Here is a 22,737-nt window from a genome sequence, read left to right on the forward strand (position 1 = left end):
CTGCAGTAAATGCAGCGCTGGAGGAAACGGTTACACCATACCTGAACATAGCTGCAGTAAATGCAGCACTGGAGGAAACTATGAAGAAGATATTTATGGTTTTGCAATCTCATCTGGACCGGGAGTGGTACTGGTCATTTGAAGAGTTCCGGATCCAGATTTCACAGATATTCGACCGGGTTTTGGACCTTCTGGCGCAGGACCCGGAATTCCGGGTGTTTATGGTGGACGGTCAGATGAGCGTGCTGGAAGATTATCTTAAGATCTGCCCGGAAAAGGAAGAATTGATCAAAAGCCTGGCGGGAACCGGACAACTGATTCTGGGACCCTGGCTTTTCCAGCCGGATGAATATCTGGTGGACGGGGAGAGCCATATCCGTAACCTGCGGATGGGCATGGCGCTGGCGCGCCGGTATGGCCCCTGTCTGAATCTGGGCTATCTGCCGGACTCCTTTGGGCACATCGCCCAGATGCCGCAGATCCTGAACGGATTCGGCATCACAGAGGCATTTCTGATGCGGGGAGTGGATAAGCGGCAGCCGCAGGAATTTCTCTGGAAGTCGCCGGACGGCAGTATGGTAAAAACGATCCAGAACGAATATAATAACTGCTGCCGCATCGACCAGCGGCATATGGAAAATGGTGTTTCCATTCTGGATACCCCGGAGGAGCTGGCAGAGAGATGGAACAGGTATGACCGGCAGGAAACTTGTCCGACCCGGTCGGATTATCTCCTGATCACATATGGAGGCGACCATCTGGCTCCGCCCCGGCAGTTCGGCCGGATGATCCGTGTGATGAGGGAACGTGGATATAAGATCAGGGTTGGAAATCTGGCAGAATATTTTCAGACCATTGACTGGACGGCCCCAGATCTGCGGACGGTCACAGGAGAACTGCGGGAAGGGGAAGATATTAGGATTCTGAAAGATGTGGCCGCCGCCAGAAACACGCTGAAAAGGGAAAATGTAATGCAGCAGGAAGCCCTCATTCGAAAAGCGGAGCCGCTGGCCGCCCTTCTTCGGACTATGGGATATGAACTGCCCCTTGGTTTCCTGGAACAGGCTTGGAAATATCTGCTGGCAAATCATGCCCATGACAGTATCTGCGGGTGCAGCCAGGACTCTGTCGAAGAAGAAATGATGAGCCGCTATCACAAGGCAGGACAGATCTGCAATTGGATGATCCGCAGAGGGATGGAACATATCAGCCGGAATATATCCTGGGACCGCCGGAGGGAAAATGAGTACACCCTATGTATACTAAACAGCAGCGGCGGCGAACCCGACGCCATGCTGGAGTGTGAGATCCGCGCCGAACAGCGGCTGAATTATAACGGTTTCTCCATTTACGATGACAAAGACCGGGAAATCCCCTATCAGATTCTGGACCGAAGAGCAGAAACCAGGATCGATTCAGATATTGACGCAGTACAGCGCATGTACCACGAAATCTGCTGGAAGATCGTGCTGCCGGCTCCTTTGACGCCGGGAATAGGATATGCTTCCTACCGGATCATTTTCCAAAACGAAGCCTTGCTCAAGGAATCCCAGACGGATTCCGGCTCAGCCTGCCAACCTCCGGCAAAGTCAGAGCCTTGGCCCTATCTGCATCCCGTTACCTGTACGGCAGAAGGTATGGAAAACGAATATCTCAAAGTGGAGATACCATCCGACGGCACGCTTAACATATGGGACAAAGAGACAGGACAATACTACGAAGGCCTCCATTTCTTTGAAGATGAAAGCTCTGAAGGCGATGTATACGAGCATATCAGTCCCAAACGCCCTACGGTCGTGGACAGCAGATCATGCAGTTGGAGCAGACGCTGTATACAGCAGGGACCGTTAAAATGCAGTTACCGGCTGAGCGTAAGGATAGCAGCGTCATTCCCGGATAACGGCGCGGCCCGGGCTTCTGCCGGGGCTTCGGATAAAATAGACAACCAGATTACTTACGAAGTTTCCCTATATGCAGGCAGCAGGCAGCTTCATTTCGATACCGTCATCCGCAATCAGTCGGAGGATCACCGGATCCGCGTATTATTCCCGGTAGACGCAGGTATCGGCAGCGCCGTTTCGGATGTCCCATTTTCCATCGAAGATCGTCCATGGAATCAATTCCCGTCGCTGCATCCGTTCAGCAGTTTTGTAAGCGTGGGAGAAGAAAAGAACAGATTCGTATTTCTGGGCAAAGGACTGCACCAATATCAGTTAGACCAAAGAGAACAAAACTACCTGGCGGTCACGCTGCTGCGAAGCCAGGGTAGCCTGTACGCATGGGCCGGAGGGAAAAATCCCGAATTTTCAGGCGCCCAGTGCAAAGGAGAGAACCACTGTACCTATGCGCTCTATTTCCCGGCGCCCCAGGCCTTAAGAGGGGAAATCAAACGTACGGCGCAGGGTTATCTGTCAGGACTTCTGACCGGGCAAAACAAATCTGCTCCGAATGCCGGTCTTCCGGTATGCCAAACCTTTGTAAAATGCAGCAGCGGGGAACTGATATTGTCTGCCCTTAAGCCATATGAAGGTAAAAAGGAGATTGAGCTTCGCTTCTATCTGCCCCAAAGCGAGGTGGTGGAGGCAGAAATCCAATTCTATAAAAATCTGCGGGCAGTGCGTAAAATACGGCTGGACGGGCGGACCATTGAAGAAATGTCCATTGCGGATAACAAGATAATATTAAAAGTAAATCCGTATGAAATTGTTACAATCATAGCGGCCTTGGAGTAACAAGGCCGCTATGATGCCATCTTCCCTCCAATTTAAAGAATGAGTGGGAGTAATTTTGTATAGAGATTAAAAAGCCGGTCAAATCCAGAAGCATCTGGCGGCCAGGTTAATTATTTTACAGTTCAGAGGTTTATGATATTACATTTACGACCCTTCTCCCGTCTTCTAAAATAAGAAGAAAAAGGAGGAGGGTTATTTATTATGTTCAACAGAAGAACCAGAAAGTGGCTGGGCCTGTTTCTGGCAGCGGCCTGTGTATTGACGGCCGTGCCGCTCCCAGGCAGCGCGGGCATTGCGAAAGCTGCCCAGGATTACGGCATCGGAACGGGGAAGCCGACGACGGCCAGCAAGGACAGCCAGGGGAATACCGCGTCTTACGCAAATGACGGGGACGACGCCACCCGGTGGTATGACGGGGACAATACCAATGACGGTAACTGGCTGCTGATCGACCTGGAGGAAGTAAAAGAGATCAGGAAAGTCCGCCTTAATTGGGGATCAGATACAGGAACCTATCCAAAGGCTTATCGGATACAGGCGTCTGCCGACGGTACAGACGGCAGTTACACCGATCTGTATGTATCCGAACAGGCGCCGGCTCAGTCGGTGGAAGAATTCGAGGTAAACGGAACCGGCCGTTACATAAAGCTTCTGATCGATTCTCACGGACAGTGGGGAACCAGTGTCTATGAGTTGAATCTGTGGGATGAGGAGCCGGAAGCGACCGCGGACCCATATATGATAAAATACGAGGCCGAGGGCGGCAGATTAAGCGATGCATCCCAAATAGAGCTTGAACATGCATCAGGAGGCCGAGCGGTTGGGCCGCTTCAGACGCCTGGAGGGAACGTTGCTTTTTCCCATATTCCGGCTGCCGGTAAGATTGCGGTTTCTTATACGAGCGAGGGGGACGGGAGGATCGGCCTGTATATTAACGGAACCCGGACGGATATAGAGCTTCCGGCATCCGATACGTTCCGGGAAAAGGTATTCCAGGCGCAGATACCGGAAAATGCGCAGATCCGTGTGCAGTATGACGAAGGGGACCAGCCCATAACACTGGATTACATACGGGTGACCGGGAGGGAAACCGGACTGTCCCAGACCGGGAATTATGAGGCGGAAGACGCGGTGCTGATCCAGGGAGATAACTATGAACCCCAGGCGACGGAAGTAAAAGCGGTGGATCTGGCAAATGCGTCCGGCGGAAAATATGTGGATGGGTTCCAGGAGAGCGGTGACGGCTCCGGCATCTGTTATCCGCAGATGATTGAAAAAGACGGCGTTTACGTTCTGAAATTGGGATATGCCAGATATTATTATGAAAAAGCGGATACCATCAGTGTCTATGTAAATGGGGTCAAGCGGCATCATCTCAATCTGGTATCCCAGGGGTCTAATGTGGATGATACGATCGTCTCGGATCCCTTCGAGCTGGAGTTAAAAGCGGGTGATACGATCAGTATTCAGGTGGATGCCGCGGACAACGACCAGGGTATGCTGAGGATCGATTATCTGAATGTGACGGAAAAGTCCGATGAACCGGATGAGCCGGATACGGTTGTGAACGGAAAACAAAATTTTATGATTATGCCCCAGGACAAGATTACGGTTCCGGTGGAGCATCTGCCTGACGGCGAGGTGTTAAGTTATGAATCGGATCATCAGGAGATCGCGGCTGTGGACGCGATAACCGGTGAGATTACCGGTATCTCGGCGGGAACGGCCCGGATTCGTGGAACCGGGACGGCAGATCCCGGGTTTGAAGTAGTGTATCAGGTAAAAGTGGTGGATAAGGAATCCGAACTGGTTCCGGAAACCATGACGATGGAAGCGGAAGAGGGAACCCTTCTCCAGGGCGAAAACACGGCCAAACAGGTCTTTGTGCGCAGTGACGCGAAGGCTTCCCAAGAGAAAAGCGTGGACGGATTCTACGACAGCGGTAATGGGGCCGGGGTCCTGTTTAAGCCGGCCATACCGTCTGAGGACCAGTACGATATCTCCGTATGCTATGCAAGAGATTCTTATCTGATTCAAACCGATACCATGTCGGTATTTGTCAATGGAGAGAGAAAAGGGGCGATTACGTTGCTGCCGCATACCGGATATTCCGATTATCAGGAATCCGACGCCCTGACACTGAACCTGAAACCGGACGACGAGGTCAGCATTCAGGTCAGCAAAAAGGATCAGGACGCAGGATTACTGCGCCTGGATTATATCCGGCTAACGAAGAAGGTGACAATTCCTGCCAGAGGAATCGAACTTCCGGAGTCTTTAACGATCAATGAGAAGGAGAGCTTGGATATTCCAGTAACCCTGACGCCTGAGGCGGCGGATGCAAAAGATATCCGATGGGCCAGCAGTGGGGAAGAGATGGTTTCTGTGGATCAGGGAACGATCCGGGCAAACGGGACCGGAGACGCCGTGGTCACGGCAGTTTCGGTTTATAATCCATCTATAACGGACAGCGTACAGATTCACGCAGTACAAAATGAAAATTTAGATACGCTCACCAATGATACGATGACGGTAATGATTGACAAGACATTTCCAAGAGTCATCGAGTACCGCATGGCAAGCGGTGCCGTTATGGGAGGAAACTCCAAGGCGCTGACACAGATAAAACTGAACGGTAAGCTGTATACGCCGCAAGTCCGTTATGTAAAAGAAGGAGCCGGGGCGGAATATAAACTGACCGTACCGGAGCTGGAAGCCACGATTACCATGACGGTACGTCTGGAAGACAATATCCTGAAACTGGATGTGACCGGGATTGAGGAAAGCGAAGATAAGGCAAAGAGAATTTTTACTTTTGAAATTCCGGACCTCAATATTATCTCTGTCGGCAGTAATGAGGCGGGCGCGGCGTTCGCCGGATCAAAAGTGGAGTCTGATATCACCAAAACGGGAGACCGTTTTCTGGATCTGACGAAGACAAACAGTACGGACGTGACACCGGATGAATACGCTTATGGTTTCCTGAACAATGAAAAGGTGGCCGCCGGAATCCGAAGCAACGGGATGGATACGAAGGTATATAAGCAGACGGTACAGGACGGAAGCGGTTACCGGACCAGTCTGTGGAACGGGACCTGGAGGTACCGGGCGGATGACTACACGAAGAAATTCCAGGATATGCGTGGGGATTACGGCGCGGCCGGGGAAGTAGTTACAAAGACCTACGAGGCAGACTATACGGAGCAGCTTCCGCTGCTGTATGTGGTTCTGGCGGAAGACGTCAACGGTTCCGGAAATGTGGACTGGCAGGACGCGGCTGTGGAATTCCGTAAAATCATGCCGACAGCCCAGGGCATGGAAGAGATTCCCGATGCCGTGGTACAGCGGCTGGTTTTCCCCCAGTCCGGGGAGGGCAACTATCCCTATGTGGCTTCGCTGGATGAGACGAAACGGGTCTACTTAAATACGGACGGCCTGGGCCAGCTGGTATTAAACAAGTTTCACAATACGGGGGTATGGGGAGACTTTACGGTATATGATGACCGCCTGGGCGGTTTGAGAGATTTTAATAAATACGTAAGCGACGCTACAAACCTATATAACTCATGGGTTGGAGTACACACCAATTATACGGAGATATTCGCAAAGGCGGGAGAATTCCGTCCGGAAAGCATCCTGATGCAGGACGACGGTATCACGCCGAAAAACGGAGGCTACCAGGCCTATGGATATTGGCTGGAGCAGGTATATACGCCGGATATCACCTTTGAGGCTTTAAGTCTGGAACGCCAGAATCGTCTGGTGGGCTTTAAAAATGAAGTGCCGGACCTGGGCTTCATTTACAGCGATGTCTTTTCCGGCGGAGGATGGAAAGGACGCCGTCTGGCGGAAGATTATAAAGCGGCAGGTCTCAGCTATTTTGTGGAATGGCCGTACCAGAACGAAGAAGAGGCGGTATGGTCACACTGGGCGGTGGAAAAGGTATACAGCCCGCCGAATCTGAAAGCTTATGCAAGCGATATCGCCAGATTCATTTTCAACCACACCAAAGACCGCTGGGATAATAACGCGGATGTAGACGGACGTTATCCCAACAGCTGTAACCTGCTTATGGGAGCCGACACCACCACCTATGAGGGATGGCCCCAGAAAACCACCAATAACAGTTTTAATCAGGCGATAAGGGTTGTCTTTGACAATAATCTGCCGACCAAATATATGCAGCATTTCCCGATCCTGCGTATGGAAAAGGACGCGGACGGATGGGCCAGCCATATCTGGTTTGAGGATCAGGTGGAAGTGTACAAGGATGAAAGTACCGGAAAACGCATGATCGAGAAAGACGGAAAAGTCATCTATAATCAGGACAGCTATCTGATACCCTGGGATGAGGGACTGATGGGGAATCCGGAAGGGGAAGATAAAGAAGTAAAGCTCTATCACTGGAATGAAAACGGCGGGACCAGCACATGGGATCTCCCGGACAGCTGGGACGGATTAGCCACGGTATACCTGTACGAGCTTACGGATCAGGGCAAAACCGGAAAAACCCAGGTCCCGGTACAAAATGGCAAAGTAACGCTTGAAAATATCAAAGCGAAAACCGCCTATGTCGTATATAAAGGCGAGGCGGCCAAAGAACCGGACGTGGACTATGGAGAAGGCGGATATGTACAGGATCCCGGCTTTAATTACGGGGACTTAAGGTGCTGGACCGTGGACAAGGGTGAAGCTTCCGTGAAAAAGAATGATACGGAGTTTGACGATCCCAATACGCCGGGATGGGGAAGAAACGCCCCTTATGGAGAACAGAGAAATTATGAATTGATCATCGATTCCGAAGAGGAAACCCAGGTGAGCCAGAAGATCACCGGCCTTACGCCCGGCGAGTATGCGGCGTCCGTCATGGTGGAGGTGCAGCAGGGCAAAGAGCGGGAAGCGGCGGTTCTGGTCGACTGTGCGGGAAAGACTTCGAAGAATTATACTACAAAATCCATTCTGTTGGATTACGATGAATATGATTCCAAGATCGGGACCTACATGCTGCGCATGCGCACCACCTTTACCGTACCGGAAGGAACGAATGAGGCGGTGATCCGGCTCCTGGCAGAAGCGGGAGAGGGAAAAGTAAGATTTGATAATGTGCGTATCTATGATACAACCACGCCAAAAGCCCCGGATGACGCCCAGGGAGTCGTGCTGTACCAGGATTTTGAGATCGCCGAAAGAGATGGTGTAACGGGAAATGACCGTTACAAGGCCACATACGAGGGCTACTATCCGTTCAATCTGGGCGGTTCCAACGGAATCCACGAGACGAGGATATCGATCCAGATGCGGCACAGCCCTTATACGGATAACGGGGCGGACTCACCCTGGGATCCGAATACGGCGAAGGTAGACGACACTCTGGACCAGGAGCGCTCGCTGAAAGTGCTGGGAACCCAGAGAGGTATCGCGATTCAGACCACGCCGCAGACGGTCCGGTTCGAGAAAGGGCATCAGTACCGGGTAAGCTTCCTGTACCAGGTTCAGCCGGCAGCGGATTACGCGTTCGTGGTCGGGGACGGCAAGGATACCGGCAGCGATGCGTCAAAACCGGCCAATCTGGTGAGCCAGTCCATACTGGAGCCCACCTCGAAAACCAAACAATTTGTCTATCAATTTACGGCGGATTCGGATCAGAACTGGATCGGAATATACAGGGTGCAGCAGACCTACAGCGTATCCGTGGATCCCACCCCGTTGATTCTGGATAACCTTTTAGTGGAAGATCTCACTCAGGCACAGACCGATAGCAGGGAAGCGCTGGAGACCTTATACGAGCAGAATAAAGACCGGCAGGAAGACCTCTATACGGAGGAAAGCTGGGGAGCCTTTGTAAAAGCGCTGAATCAGGCGAAGGAGGCGTTGAAGCCGGAAGGGACAAAGGCCCAGATCGACGAAGCCTTTGATGCGCTTAAGTCAGCGGTGGACGGTTTAGAACCAAAAGAGGAAGAGAAGCCGGTTCCGGTACAAAAAGATGCCCTGAGGGAACTGGCGGCGGAAGCGTCGACATGGAAAAAGGAACATTATACACAGAGCAGCTGGGCTGTGCTTGCGGCGGCGCTTAAACGTGCGGATACCATACTGGAAGATGCGGAGGCGGCCCAGGAACAGGTGGACGAAGCATACCGCATACTGAAAGCGGCCTGCGATGGTTTGGTAACGGTTAAGGATATCTCGGTCGACGTGCAGATCAAAGAAGGGATGCCGAATATCCGCTTCGGAGATAACAACAGTGTGCTCCATGCAGTACTGACGGACGAAGAATTCAATCAGCTGCAGGACGGAAAAGAAATCGGTATTATTCTTCAGATACAGGCGGCTGATACAGGTAAATACGCGAAGGACATCGAGGCGGTAAACGCGGCTTTGAACGGACAGACACTGGGAGCGTTGCTGGATATTTCCCTGTTCAAATCCCTAGATGGACAGAATGTGAATATAACCGAAACCCATTCGCCGGTACGCCTGATACTGGATGTGCCCCGAGAGTTAAGCGGGAACGCGGATGTTGAGCGGACCTTCTCCATCATTCGGGTTCACAACGGACAGGCGGAGGTGCTGCCGGATCTGGACCGGGAGGATGGAACGATTACATTTGAGAACAGCCGGTATTCCCTGTTCGCCATTGCTTATAAGGATGAAGCGAAAAAGCAGGAGAATAACGGAGATCCGTCGAAGAATGACGGGAATTCCGGAGGCTCGGGTCATTCCGGCGGTTCCGGGAAATCAGACGGCGACAGCCAGACGGCGTCCGTGGCTACCGGTGACACCGCTCCGATCGCGGGTATGGTGATTCTGGTGATCCTGGCTGCGGCTGCGGGGATACTGGTCATCCGGAGAAAGATCAACAGAAACAGGCAAGAGCTATAAGAGTGTGAACAGAAAAGTTTAAATGTTTGGGAATGAAAAGCAGGACCGGGACACGGCTGGCCAATTGACAGCCGGTGTCCCGGTCCTGCGGTTCTTCCCCGGGTTTGGGTATGCCCGCTGTTCAGGGCCGGGATGCTCCGGACAGCCGGATTCATCGACCGTGAACGTTAGAACGGTCCGAGGGATTTCTTGTAGCCGGAGGGGGTAACCCCCATGATCTTTTTGAAGACTTTACTGAAATAATAAGAATCACTAAAGCCTAACGTCTCCGAGATCTCTTTTAAAGGCATATTCGGGTAATTCCGGATCATATCTTTGGCTTTTTCGATCTTCAGCCGCACAAAATAATCGATCGGAGTCAGATCGGTCTGTTTTTTGAAGATTCGGCACAGATATACCTGGGACACATTCATCCGCTCGCTTAACATTTGTAAAGAGATATTGGAGGAAATATTCCGTTCAAAATATTCCACTACCGTCTGGAGCAGACGGTCCGCGGATGTCTCCTTCACCGGAGCGGATGTTTCAAACAGATCCAGGAGCAGACGGTAAAAATGTTCCTCCAGGTTCTCATAGTCCAAAGCGGTGCTGATGATATCTTCTATGTAAAACTGGCTGTTAAATTCAAATACAGTGCCGGAGGACATGGCATATTTCAGGGAATCCAGCAGATAGACCAGATCCTGCTCCATAAACCAGACCGGACGGGTAATCTCCTGCCACTGCTCAAACAGCTGATGAACGCTGTTTTTTAGAATATCGAACTGCTTCTGATCCAACAGCAGATGATAGCGGCTGATCACTTCGTTGGTGATGGACTTGCTATTGGACGGCAGGAAACCATCCTGTGCGAAACGGGCTGTGGATTTTTGGAGCAATACACTCTGGGCGGCTTCCGCCCGGCATTTTTTCAGGGCGTTTCCGAGATTGTCGATCTGATCCCGGAAGTCGGCGTAGACCGTCACCGTAAAGGATAATTCTGCGGCCAGCGCCTGAGGCAGTCCCTGCAGGCGGAGGCGGAAGGAATCCGGATGGAAACGGGAAAAATGCAGGAGCACCGCTTTTTCATTGGTAAAGATCCCGTCAAAGCAGTAGCATTCGCCGGCGGTGGCGAACACCCGGTGTATCCGTTCCTCTACCGCCTCGGATGGGAGATAGGGTACGGACGGATGAATAATATGATCCGCGCTCTGAAGCGGATTGCCGATGATCAGATAGAGGATGACGTAAGTGCCGTCCGCGCGCAGGGGAACAGGCATTTTTTCTTCATTCATCATGACAGAAACCATATTTGTCCGTTTTTTCGCCTGTTGTTCTTTGTGCCGTTCCCGGCAGTGGGCCAGACATTCGTCCAGTTCCCGGATGTCGATGGGCTTAAGGAGGTAATCCAGGACGCCCATAGACATCGCCTGCTTGGCATATTCAAATTCCTGATAACCGCTGATGATGACCGCTATGGCGTCAGGACAGAGATCCGTCATCTCCCGGATCAGCGAAAGGCCATCCATTCCCGGCATCCGAATATCCGTCAACACGATATCGGGAGGCTGTTTCCGGATCAATTCCAATGCTTTGGTCCCGTTGGACGCGGTTCCGATAATCTCGTAATCCTGGTTCAGATCCAGAATTTTCTGTTCCAGACTTTTTAATACATGGATTTCATCTTCTACTAATAACAGTTTCATATATTCCGTCCTTCCTCTTGTTCTTCGCGATACCAGTCTTCTAGGACTCTTTTTTCTCATTTGGCGAATCCGGTATTTCTATGTAAATACGGCAGCCTCCCTGCGGCTGGTTCCCGATCTGGAAAGAGAACCCTTCCCCATATAGAATTCGCATCCGGATATAGAGATTACTCAGGGAAAGATTGCCGATCTTCATGTTGATCACCTCGTCGTTGGCTTTCAGACGCTTGTCACAGTGGCTAAACTGACGGTAAATCTCCCGGACCTTATCCGGCGTAATCCCGCTTCCGCTGTCTTCGATCAGAATGTACCACCCACCCGGCAAAGGTTTGATGTGAACCTCGATCAGCAGAAGCTGGTCAGCCTCATAAAAACCATACTTGATGGAATTCTCAAACAGGGGCTGAAGGGTGAATTTGGGTAACTCCTTTTGATACAAGGCCGGGTCAGCGTCGATGGTCACCTGCAGCTGCCCCTCATAGCGCTTTTTCATCAGGTTCGAATAGTTTTCCAAATGTCCCACTTCGTCTTTGACGGTATAGTGATGCCTGGTATAATCAGAGATATAACGCAGCATTCTGGAAAAATAGACACAGAGCTCCGCGATTTCCTTATCCCCGTGCATGTAACTGATGGATTCGATCATGGCGATCGTATTGTAGATCGTGTGCGGGTTCATCTGGGACTGGAGCGCCAGGTAATTGGCGCGCTCCTCATTCGCCCTGGACTCCACGGTCTGGGCGATGGATTCTTTGAGCTTTAAGAACATGGTGTGGAAAGAACCGTTGATCTGGTCGATTTCCGCAATGTCGTAGGACTGGGACAGGGTAACCGCCAGATGATCAAGGGATACCTCATGAAGCGACTCATTCAGCTCTGTCAGGGGCTGCGTCAGCCGTACGGTCAGTTTCTTCACCAGGACCAGCGTCACAAAGGTAATGGCCAGAAAGGTGAGAAATATGGCCAGAAAGATATAGTTGGAAAATGATACGATCCGGTTGGCCGGCTGGTAGATCACGGTAGTCCATCCACTGTAATGGGAACGGGAGTAAGCAACCTCGCACCGGTCAAAACGGTAATTACCGGCTTCCTCCTCTCTGGCGTTCAAGGACGGAAAGAGGGAATTCAAAAATCCGGTATCCGCATCCTCTGTACCCCAGGGGTAGATGAGCTGTCCGTTTTCGGAAAATACGGCCATTTCCCCGATACTGGACTCGATGGTACAGATATCCTCCACTTTTTCATATTCGTTCTGGACTTCCACCATGCCGTATTTGCGGCCGGTATAATCCGTGATGTTCCGCAGAACGGAGATGACAGGGATATCCTTTGGGCTGAACGTGTCCGGATGAGTGGGAAGGATAATTTTGCGGCCTTTTACCTGATCGAGCAGATCCTGATAGGGATAGTCTTTGAGGGCCTGGGCGATATAAGTCTGGTCCTCTCCGGACTTAACAAAGGTGTAATAGGCCTGCGGCGTGGAGACCATCACCCGGTATGTCTCGATGAGCGGCGCGTCCAGGCTGACGATCATGGATAATATTTTTTTATTATTTTCATTATACTGAGTCCGGGCCGCAGTGTCATCACGGATCATATTCATAAAATCCTGGTTGAACAACAGTCCGTTGGCCAGCTTGTCCATGGAAGACAACAGAGTGTCCAGCTGCTGAGAGGACTTTTCCGCGATCTGGTTCTGGCTGTCGATGGCTTTTTCATAATTATAGCGGTAAAATAAAGTAAAGATCAGGACTGCCAGGATCAGCAGAATGATAAATATTAAGGTAGAATAGGTATAGAATAATTTGGTCTGATAGTTGTGCGGATGCTGCTTTGCCCGCGCTTTGGATTTGATTTTCATAAGTACCCCTCCCAAGATTATTATAGCATGGGGACAGGGCGGACGTAAGCCGTGAAAACAGCCGGCAGTTAAGTATTTTACATCTTCCCGGTTTATGATCTTACATTTACCCGGGGGGGATGGAGGTGTACGATTTAGGTACATCAAAACAAAGAAAGAGGGAATCAGTTATGTGGAAAAAGACATTCGCAGCGGCTCTGGCCGTGATGATGGCAGCCGGAATGATGACAGGATGCGGCAAGGCGCAGGCCCCGGCAGAAAATGAGGCCGGAAGCGCCGAGGTAACGGCGGCGCCCCAGGAAGAAAAAGAAGCGGCGCCGGAAAGCGGGGAGGAAGTAACACTCTCCTTTATGCTTCCCCAGACCCATTACAAAGATTTTGTAAAAGAGCTGACCGCTCAATTCGAGGAAGAGAATCCGGGTTACAAAATCGATGTCCAGGCGATTCCGGACAACCAGTGGATCGATCTGGTCAAGACCAAAGTGGCGGTGGAGGAGACTCCCGATATCATCCGTATCGACAAGAGCCTGATGCTGGAAGTTGGAGAAGATAACTTTTTGGAAATGACAGAGGAACAGCCCTGGTACAGCCGGGCCATCGAAAGCCAGATGGAGCCGAAGATGATCGACGGAAAATTATACGGTATGCCGGCCAGCGGGGACACGGCAGTCGGCCTGCTCTACAACAAGAAATTATTTGATGAAAACAATGTAAAAGTTCCTTCCAATACTGCGGAATTATACGAAGCCTGCGAAGTATTCAAGGAAAAAGGGATTACTCCGGTATACGCATCCGACAAAGACACCTGGACGACGCAGGTTTGGTTTACCGGTGCGGCTCCCCAGGTAGTGCCGGAGGAAACTTTCGCGAAGCTCATGAGCGGCGAACTAAAATGGACCGATGTACCGGAATTTGAAGACGTTATCGCAAAAATGGGTGAATTGAGAGAAAAAGGTTACACCAACGCCGACTTTATGGCGGCAACCTATGACAGCGCGCAGGCGGCTATGGCCAACGGCGAGGCGGCCATGTATGTATCCGGCCAGTTCGCCATCGGTGATATCCAGAAGATCAATCCCGACGTGGACATCCGTATGGCCGTTCTTCCTTATGAGAAGGATATCCTGGCTGTCAGCAAAGGCCCCGGACAGTTCTCGATCTTTAAGAATTCCAAGAATGCAAAAGCGGCTGAGAAGTTCCTGGACTGGATGTCCCAGCCGGAACACATGGACATCTTCCTGGCAGGGTGGGGAGAATACCCGCTGTTCAAAGACCAGAAGATGGAACTGCCCGCATGGCAGCAGGAATTAAACGACGGCTACATGACCACCGGGAATACCGCGGTTGAGACCAACAGCCTGCTGACCGGTATCGATTTGAATGATTTCTGGAGTTATCAGCAGGAGATGCTGACCGGAAGCATTACAGCGAAAGAAGTTATGGAGAAATGGGACGTATCCTTCGCGGATCAGGCAAAAGCCAAGGGTATGGAAGGATTCTAAAGACATACGGGGCTGTAGAAGGTTTCATTCCAACAACCTTTTACAGCCCTGTTTCTGCCCAAATTCATATAGCAAGAAAATTTGAGAAAGAGAGAGGATTTCCATGTTAAAGAATAAGAAAAAGATTTATCCTTTATATTTCGTCCTCCCTGCACTGATCATCTATTTTATCTTCTTTATTCTGCCGTCTTTAAGCGGGATGTTCTATGCATTTACGGATTGGAACTCCAGAAGCATACATACTTATCAGTTTGTGGGAATTGAAAATTTCAAAAAGATATTCAGCGATCCAAATCTAAAGCTGGCGTTGTGGAATACATTTTTCTTTGCCGTTGTCACCGTAGTGCTGAAAAATGTGGTGGGACTCGCGCTTGCGCTGCTGGCCAGCAATAACAGCATGTTATCCGGCGGATACATGAGAGGAATCTTTTACCTGCCCAACTTTTTAAATATGGTAATCATCGGCGTGATGTTTACCGCGATCCTGTATCCCACCGGACCGTTAAACGCATTGCTGTCGGTCTTCGGCATACAGGGGATGGACTGGCTCAATAACCGGAAAGTGGCCATGGGCTCGGTTTGTCTGGTGGAGGTGTGGAGAACGGCCGGTTTCCACATGATTATCTATCTGGCCGCGCTAAAATCGATTCCTGCGGATTATTTCGAGGCGGCAAAAGTGGACGGAGCCGGATATTTTCAGCGTCTGCGCCATATCATTCTGCCGCTGATCACACAGGGAATCACCATCAACCTGATCTTCGCCATCATCAACGGGCTGAAAGTCTTCGACCAGGTATACATATTAACAAACGGCGGACCGGGTAACGCGACCCAGGTAGTGAGCACCATGATCTATAAAATGTTCGGTAACGGTCTGTGGGGTGTGGGAACCGCGTATAACCTGGTGCTAACAGTGCTGATCCTGCTGATCTGCATCGGCGTGATTGTTCTGCTCAAGAGGAAAGAGGTGGATTACAATTGAAAAAGACAGTGAAAGCCGGAGTATTGAATCTGTGTATTTTCCTGCTGAGCCTATTGATCCTGGTTCCGGTCTGCATCGTGGTTCTGAATTCATTCAAGACCCAGGGGGAGGCGGCCTCCTTCACCTTGTCGCTTCCCACGAAATGGATCATGGATAATTACCGGGAAGTATTTGCCACCTCCGATATCTGGGGATCTATGCGAAACGGGATCGTATACAGCGGATTTTCTTCCGTGGGAGTGATGATGGTGTCGGCGATGGCGGCGTTTGTCCTAAGCAGAAGACGCACCGGGGGCTGCAATAAATTTTATTACCTGTTTATGGCCGGACTGGTGCTGCCCATGTCCATCATTCCGACGATCATGACCACCAAGCAGCTGCATCTGTATGGCACCTACCTCAATCTGATTCTGCTGTATATTGCGTTCAATATCCCGTTCTGTGTGTTTATGTATTATGGATTCATGGAGACGATTCCTTCTTCTCTGGATGAGGCCACGCTCATCGACGGCGGCGGTGCGGTATCCCTGTTTTTCCGGGTGATCCTGCCGTTGCTCAAGCCGGTGACGGTTACCAGCGTTTTGATTATCGCCACCGGGATCTGGAATGACTTTTATTATCAGCTGTATTTCACCCGGTCTTCGGATATGTGGGCCATGCCGATGACGGTATACAATTATTTCGGACAGTACAGCCGGAGCTGGAACCTGGTTTGCGCGGATATTGTCATCGCGGTGGTGCCGATTCTGATCGTTTTTATCCTGTTCCAGAAGCAGATCGTAGACGGCATGACTGTTGGCGCGGTGAAAGGCTAGGCGCGCTTAAGACAGGCCAGAGATCTTTTGCGAATATATTATGGCGCAGCATATGCGCCACTGGAGGTAAATATGGAATATCATATCGACACAGCGGTCAAAAAAACGGTCAGACGCGGCCATCTGCGTATGGGCGGCGCTGATCCAAAAGGGAACGGGATAGAGGCGAACAGCCAGTATCTGACTTATAACCAACGGCCCTGGATACCGGTAATGGGGGAATTTCACTATTCCAGAAATCCGGTGGAATACTGGGAGGAAGATCTCCTGAAATGTAAAGCGGCCGGAATTCAGGTGATATCCAGCTATGTCTTCTGGATTCACCATGAAGAGGAGGAAGGGAAATTTTGTTTTACGGGAAGCCGGGATATCCGCAAGTTCGTGGAGCTGTGCGGCAAACTGGGGCTTGGGTTCTTCCTGAGGCTTGGCCCATGGGTTCACGGGGAGTGCAGAAACGGAGGGCATCCGGACTGGATCTATGAGAAATGCAGTCATACCCGCTGCAATGACGAAACTTATCTGTTCTATACAAAAAGGCTGTATACGGAGCTGGCCGGGCAGCTGGACGGCCTGTTCTTCCGGGACGGCGGCCCGATTATCGGGATACAGGTGGACAATGAACTGATCCGGGAGCCGGAACACCTGGGGACGTTAAAGAAGATGGCCCGGGAATGCGGCATGGAGGCGCCTGTCTGGACGGTGACGGGATGGGGGCATCACGGGGGAACCAGGTTCCCGCAGGATGAATTTATCCCCATGTTCGGCGGTTATCCGGAAGGCCCGTGGGAGCAGCACATGGAGCCTCTTGCGCCCAGCATCCATTATCAGTTCCGGGAGGACCGGAACGACGCGGATATCGGTGTCGATGTTTTGGCATTGTCGGATACGCAAGGATATGAGGGGGCGGCAGATTTTTCCCGCTATCCCTTCGCAACCTGCGAGACGGGAACGGGGATTCCCGTGACCTACCACAGAAGACCTGTGATTCATCCGGATGATGCGGGCGCGATGACGCTGACCGGTATCGGCAGCGGGAATAATCTGGTAGGCTACTTCATGTTCAAGGGGGGGACCAACCCGAAGGCCGGTAAAACCACTTATAACGAGACGAAAGATACGGGATATCTGAATAATTTCCCCACACTCAGCAATGATTTCCAGGCGCCGGTCAGTGATTTTGGGGAGATACGGGATGTGTATAAAGTTCTGAAGAGATTCAATCTGTTTCTCGGGGACTTCGGTGAGATTTTGGCGGTGGCTCAGCCGTATTTTCCGGCAGACAGCGCAGATGCGGCAGATGCCGCTGAAGCAACGGAAGCAGCGGAAACAGCGGAAGGTACCCTGATTGCAGAGCAGCATGGAGATTCCGGGAATGAAGGAAAACTTCGGTATTGTGTCCGTGACGGCGAAGAGGGAGGATTTTTATTTGTCAACAATTATGTCCGGCTGGAGCGGATGCCGGAAAGAAAAAATACGATAGTCTGCATACAAAGAACAGGCGAAACCATTCAGATCCCATTGCGTATCACAGACAGTGCAGGCATAACCATTCCGGCAGACAGTTATTTCTTTTTCCCATTTGCGTTGGAGTTAGGAGGAAGTAAGCTGCTCTACGCGACCGCGCAGCCGCTGTGCAGGTATGAGAGGAAAGGCAGGGAATTCTATCTGTTTTATAATCCCAGGGGCATGGTCAGCGAATATTATTTTCAGGACCAACTGGATGCTGCTTTTGACCCGGAACGGATGGAGAAGATAAGGACTGAGGAGGGGACCCTGCTCAGGGTGCGGCAGGCGGGGATGGAGTGTATGGCGGACGTAAAGACGGCGGACGGCAGAACCATCGGCATTATTACGTTAAGCCAGGAGGAAGCGGATAACTGCTGGAAAGAAACTGAAGAATGCAGGTCCTTGACAGAAGGCTATGGAGACGATGGGATTCCCTGCGAATCTGTATACGGGGAACAGAAGGAAAGTCGGCCGGGGCAGGATCGTGCATCAAATGACAGCGGAATAAATCGGGACGCAAGAAAGAGGATTGTAATCTGTAAAGAGGAGCTTTTCTTTCAGGATCAGAAAATACATATCCGTACGGCAAAGCCGGACGGATGCATCTGGATACTGGGGAATGAGGGGGCCGCGAATATGGAAAGACCGGGTAAGGAAGTGGTGGAAAAGACAGGCATACAGGGGAATGAGAAACCGGAAAATACAAAAAAACTGGTTCCTATAGGAAAGAGGGGAGAATTTTACGGATACGCTTATGAAACAGAGGAAAGAATGTGCGCGGCTGTGGTCTGGAAAGAAGAGCCGGCAGATGAAAAGCTATCCGTGAATTATGAATACCTCAGAACGGAAAAAACCGGAGGCTGGGATGTCCGCCAATGGGATATTAAACTGCAACTGCCAAAAATCAGCGAGGGAGAGGATCTGATTCTTACGGTGGACTATCTGGGAGATGCCGCACATCTATATCTGGGAGAGCGGCTGATCGCGGATGATTATTGCAAAGGGATACCCTGGCGGATCGGACTGAAAAGATTTTATGAGGAGCTAAAAGAGCAGAAGCTGACCCTGCAGATTCTGCCGTTTGCGAAAGAACAGCCGGTATATCTGGAACGTTTCCCGGAAAGAAGGGAAGAAGAATTAGTGCGATTAGGAGGGATCCATGCCGAGTGGAAGAAAGAGGTGCTCCTCTCTTTTTGAAACAATACGGCAAACCGCTCCGTGGAATGAAACAATAAATTAAGCCGTAGGAACTGCGGCATCGGAGGTAATATGAAGGCATATACATCAAAGATTAAAATAAGCGGAACACGGCTGCCACAAGAAAATCCGTTGCCGATGTTCCGGTCCGCACAGAAAGATCAGAAAGTAGAAAATGACGGAACCTTAAGACCGGAGGAATTGGAGAAGCTGGGCATAGATACGGGGTTTCGTGTCCTGCCCTACTGTATGCAGGACCGCTACGACACAAAACGGAAGATGCAGGAATACCCAACAGTAGTTCTGGAAAATGAAATTCTGCGGGCGGAATTTTTGCCGGATCTGGGAGGAAGGCTTTATTCACTATACGACAAGAGTACCGGAAAAGAACTGTTATTTAAAAATCCGGTATTTCAGCCGGCCAATCTGGCGATCCGGAACGCCTGGTTCTCCGGAGGAATCGAGTGGAATATCGCGCAGACCGGACACACCTACACAACCTGTTCGCCCGTTTATTTTGCAAGGGTTAAGGACCTGTGGGGGATGGATTTTCTGAGAATGTATGACTACGAGCGCACCAGGGGTATCTTTTGGCAGATAGATTTTCATTTGCCCGCCGGTTCCCATGTGATCTATGCATGCGTCCGGATTATGAATGATCACAGGCATGCGGTGCCGATGTATTGGTGGACCAATACGGCGATCCGGGAAGAGAAGCGGGTGCGGATATTCTCCGGAACCAAAGAGGTAATCTATGTAAAACCGGCGTCCCTGGAGAAGGAGAATACACCCCATGGATTCGGCCACGGGCAGATGCCCTGCCTGCCGACGATGCCGGAAACGGATGTATCTTATCCGTTGAATTCCGAATATACGAACGAATACTTTTTCCAGAACGGGAAGGAGGAGCCCTGTCCGTGGGAAGCTGCGGCCTATGACGATGGCTGGATGTTCCTGGAGAGATCCACGCAGCCCTTAAGGATACGCAAAATGTTCTGTTGGGGAAAACACAGAGGCGGACGGCATTGGCTGGATTTCCTGTCAGAGCCGGGGCAGGGAAACTACGTGGAGATTCAGGCCGGACTGTGCCCGACCCAGCTGCACGGTCTTCAGATGCCTGGTAACAGTGAGATCATATTCACACAGGCTTTCGGGAGCAGCACTGCAGAAGTAGGAGATGTCTGCGGAACCGATTGGGAGACGGCCCGGGACTGCGTCTATGCGCAAGTCTGCCGGACGATCCCGGAGGAGCGCCTGCTATCCATGCATGAACAATTTGTGCAGGAGAGCATGCTCCCGGTCCGTCAGCTTCTGGCCTGTGGAAGCGGCTGGGGCTATCTGGAACAGGAACGGCGGAAGAAAAACATAGAACGGCCGGTACCCGAATGGCTATATTTCCCGGCGGAAGCCATGGGGGAGGAAGAACGGAAATGGTACCAATTATTAGAAGATGGAGTGATGCCAAAGACACAGGCGGAGAATAGCCTACGTTCCTGGATGACAGATACCGCTTGGGAACCGTACTTGAGGGAGGCGGCCAGAAGGGAGCCGGATCATCCCGAGGTCCTGATCCGGCTGGGTGTTTTACTGTATGAAAACGGCAGAGAGGCGGAAGCGGTGCAACTATGGGAACGATCCTTACAGATCAAAGAGAGTGCAATGGCATACCGGAATCTGGCCTGGCATCGGAAGGCTGCAGGTCAAACGGGCGAGGCTGTGCAGATACTTTCAAAGGCTGTACGCTGTGAAGATGGCATGAAAGATCCCGCTTACGCCCAGGAATACCTGGCCTTGTTAAGTGAATGCGGGGAGTATGAACAGATGTGGAACTACTTCCGTGATATCCCCAAGGAACTTTCCGGGAACCAGAGAATCATTATAACCGTGTGTCCAGCGGCGCTGGCACTGGGAGAATATGAGTTCCTGGAATGGGCATTTGCCTATCCGTTTTCTGTGATTCGGGAGGGGGAGAACCAGATGTGCGAGGTCTGGTTCCAGTACCAGGCGCGGCTGGAACTAGGGGCGGATTATACCAGCCAGGAATACGAAGAATGTCTGAGAAGGATAAAAAGAGAGAAAATACCGCCCCGGAATATCGATTTCCGATTGGTTTCCTGATAAATTATAGCATGAGAGCATTAGGGACATGTCCATTTCAGTTTGGGACATGTCCATTTCGGTTTGGGACATGTCCATTTCAGTCTGGGACATGTCCATTTTGGTTTGTCCATTTCGGTTGTAAAGGATACCTCCATTTTGTATAATAGTAGAAAACCAGATTAATAGCGAGCCGGCATTATGACAGGGCCGCGTAGGTTCTATGGAGGAATGAAAATGTTTCAGGCCAGTAGAAACGACGAGATAATCCGTTTGTGCAAAAAGCTTATCTCGCACAGAAGCTATTCCGGGGAAGAAATGGCAGTAGCCGATGAACTTAGGATGTACATGGAGAAGGCCGGTTTCGACGGGATCACAGTGGACCGTTACGGCAATATGATCGGCAGTATCAGAGGAGCGCGCCCCGGTAAAAAGCTGCTGTTTGACGGGCATATGGATACGGTACCTGTGCAGGACAGTGGAAAATGGTCACATGACCCGTTTGAACCGGTAGTGGAAGGCGGGCGTCTGTATGGCCGGGGGGCTACGGATATGAAAGGTGCGATCGCCGGTTTTATGGCAGCGGCCCGTTTTTTCGCTGAGGATACCAAAAGGGACTTTCCCGGTGAGATCTATGTGGCCGGGGTGGTTCACGAAGAATGCTTTGAAGGAGTTGCCGCCCGAAGCATCAGCAATATGGTAAAACCGGACTATGTGGTAATCGGGGAGGCGTCTGACCTGAATGTAAAAATCGGACAGAGAGGAAGGGCGGAGATCGTCCTGGAAACCTTTGGAAAGCCGGCCCATTCCGCCAATCCTGAAAAAGGAATCAACGCCATATATCAGATGAGCAAACTGATCCAGGCTATCCGCCAAATCATCCCGCCGGAGCATCCGGTATTAGGCAAAGGAATTCTGGAACTGACGGATATCAAATCCAGTCCCTACCCGGGAGCGTCTGTCGTGCCTGAGTATTGCCGGGCGACCTATGACAGAAGGCTTCTGGTGGGAGAGTCGAAAGAAAGCGTGCTGGCACCGATCCGGGAGGTTTTGGAGAAATTGGAACGTGAGGATGCAGAATTTTCGGCCGGAGTCTCCTTTGCTGTAGGAGAAGAGATATGTTATACCGGGGAACACATTGCCGGAGAACGGTTTTTCCCGGGATGGCTTCAGGAGGAACAGGAGCCGTTTATCCAGGATGTCGTTAGGCAGTTAAAGTCCATGGGCTATGAGCCGGATATCACCCGATATAATTTCTGCACGAATGGCAGCCATTATGCGGGAGAGGCCGGGATACCAACCATAGGGCTTGGACCCTCTGTTGAGAGCCTTGCGCATACCATTGATGAGTATGTGGAGGTGGAGCAGTTGGTGAAGGCTTCGGAATGTTACTATGGGATTATGAAAGCGTTGCTGAAATAAAAGGACGCTGTCATACAGGAGCTTTTGCTATTTATTTGGTAGGTATGACGATAACGATA

At 51.1% G+C, this 22,737-nt stretch carries 10 protein-coding genes; 8 read left to right on the forward strand and 2 right to left on the reverse strand.

Annotated features, from left to right (window positions below):
• Nucleotides 1-80: 80 nt before the first annotated feature.
• Nucleotides 81-2,732 carry a glycoside hydrolase family 38 N-terminal domain-containing protein gene (locus KTH89_RS12290; protein WP_238721910.1) on the forward strand — a complete coding sequence of 884 codons (2,652 nt, stop codon included), beginning with the start codon at nucleotides 81-83 and terminating at the stop codon, nucleotides 2,730-2,732.
• Nucleotides 2,733-2,933: 201 nt separating this feature from the next.
• Entirely contained in the window at nucleotides 2,934-9,611 is a 6,678-nt protein-coding gene (locus KTH89_RS12295; RefSeq protein ID WP_238721911.1) for an endo-alpha-N-acetylgalactosaminidase family protein, read from the forward strand.
• Nucleotides 9,612-9,778: 167 nt separating this feature from the next.
• Here the strand turns inward: KTH89_RS12295 and KTH89_RS12300 are convergent, their stop codons facing one another.
• On the reverse strand, nucleotides 9,779-11,296 hold the full coding sequence (locus tag KTH89_RS12300; protein WP_238721912.1) for a response regulator: 1,518 nt from the start codon (nucleotides 11,294-11,296) through the stop codon (nucleotides 9,779-9,781).
• A 40-nt stretch (nucleotides 11,297-11,336) separates the two neighbouring features.
• Nucleotides 11,337-13,157: a cache domain-containing sensor histidine kinase gene (locus tag KTH89_RS12305; protein ID WP_238721913.1), complete on the reverse strand. Its 1,821-nt coding sequence runs from the start codon at nucleotides 13,155-13,157 to the stop codon at nucleotides 11,337-11,339.
• Nucleotides 13,158-13,327: 170 nt separating this feature from the next.
• Here KTH89_RS12305 and KTH89_RS12310 point away from each other — a divergent pair, with 170 nt between their 5' ends.
• The 6 genes from KTH89_RS12310 to KTH89_RS12335 all read left to right on the forward strand — a co-directional run bounded on the left by KTH89_RS12310 (nucleotide 13,328) and on the right by KTH89_RS12335 (nucleotide 22,678).
• The gene (locus KTH89_RS12310) at nucleotides 13,328-14,659 is read left to right on the forward strand and encodes an ABC transporter substrate-binding protein (protein ID WP_238721914.1); all 1,332 of its coding nucleotides are present in this window, start codon (nucleotides 13,328-13,330) and stop codon (nucleotides 14,657-14,659) included.
• Between the two features lie 103 nt (nucleotides 14,660-14,762).
• Nucleotides 14,763-15,641, forward strand: coding sequence for a carbohydrate ABC transporter permease (locus KTH89_RS12315; protein WP_158342473.1), 879 nt, complete (start codon nucleotides 14,763-14,765; stop codon nucleotides 15,639-15,641).
• Complete coding sequence (locus KTH89_RS12320) at nucleotides 15,638-16,456, forward strand: carbohydrate ABC transporter permease (protein WP_238721915.1); 819 nt, start codon at nucleotides 15,638-15,640, stop codon at nucleotides 16,454-16,456. Before KTH89_RS12315 ends, KTH89_RS12320 begins: the two co-directional genes overlap by 4 nt.
• 72 nt (nucleotides 16,457-16,528) lie before the next feature.
• Nucleotides 16,529-19,159, forward strand: a complete 2,631-nt coding sequence (locus KTH89_RS12325) for a beta-galactosidase (RefSeq protein WP_238721916.1) — start codon at nucleotides 16,529-16,531, stop codon at nucleotides 19,157-19,159.
• A 72-nt stretch (nucleotides 19,160-19,231) separates the two neighbouring features.
• Nucleotides 19,232-21,277, forward strand: a complete 2,046-nt coding sequence (locus KTH89_RS12330; protein ID WP_238721917.1) for a DUF5107 domain-containing protein — start codon at nucleotides 19,232-19,234, stop codon at nucleotides 21,275-21,277.
• Between the two features lie 210 nt (nucleotides 21,278-21,487).
• On the forward strand, nucleotides 21,488-22,678 hold the full coding sequence (locus KTH89_RS12335; RefSeq protein ID WP_408639964.1) for a YgeY family selenium metabolism-linked hydrolase: 1,191 nt from the start codon (nucleotides 21,488-21,490) through the stop codon (nucleotides 22,676-22,678).
• Nucleotides 22,679-22,737: the final 59 nt, after the last annotated feature.

It is taken from the genome of Diplocloster agilis, assembly GCF_019042275.1.
Taxonomy (GTDB): Bacteria; Bacillota; Clostridia; order Lachnospirales; family Lachnospiraceae; genus Diplocloster; species Diplocloster agilis.

Coding starts and splice junctions, on each gene's coding strand:
- KTH89_RS12300 (WP_238721912.1), bottom strand. CDS start 11,296: ATGAAACTGTTATTAGTAGAAGATGAAATCCATGTATTAAAAAGTCTG.
- KTH89_RS12310 (WP_238721914.1), top strand. CDS start 13,328: ATGTGGAAAAAGACATTCGCAGCGGCTCTGGCCGTGATGATGGCAGCC.
- KTH89_RS12325 (WP_238721916.1), top strand. CDS start 16,529: ATGGAATATCATATCGACACAGCGGTCAAAAAAACGGTCAGACGCGGC.
- KTH89_RS12330 (WP_238721917.1), top strand. CDS start 19,232: ATGAAGGCATATACATCAAAGATTAAAATAAGCGGAACACGGCTGCCA.
- KTH89_RS12305 (WP_238721913.1), bottom strand. CDS start 13,157: ATGAAAATCAAATCCAAAGCGCGGGCAAAGCAGCATCCGCACAACTAT.
- KTH89_RS12295 (WP_238721911.1), top strand. CDS start 2,934: ATGTTCAACAGAAGAACCAGAAAGTGGCTGGGCCTGTTTCTGGCAGCG.
- KTH89_RS12290 (WP_238721910.1), top strand. CDS start 81: ATGAAGAAGATATTTATGGTTTTGCAATCTCATCTGGACCGGGAGTGG.
- KTH89_RS12335 (WP_408639964.1), top strand. CDS start 21,488: ATGAAAATGTTTCAGGCCAGTAGAAACGACGAGATAATCCGTTTGTGC.
- KTH89_RS12315 (WP_158342473.1), top strand. CDS start 14,763: ATGTTAAAGAATAAGAAAAAGATTTATCCTTTATATTTCGTCCTCCCT.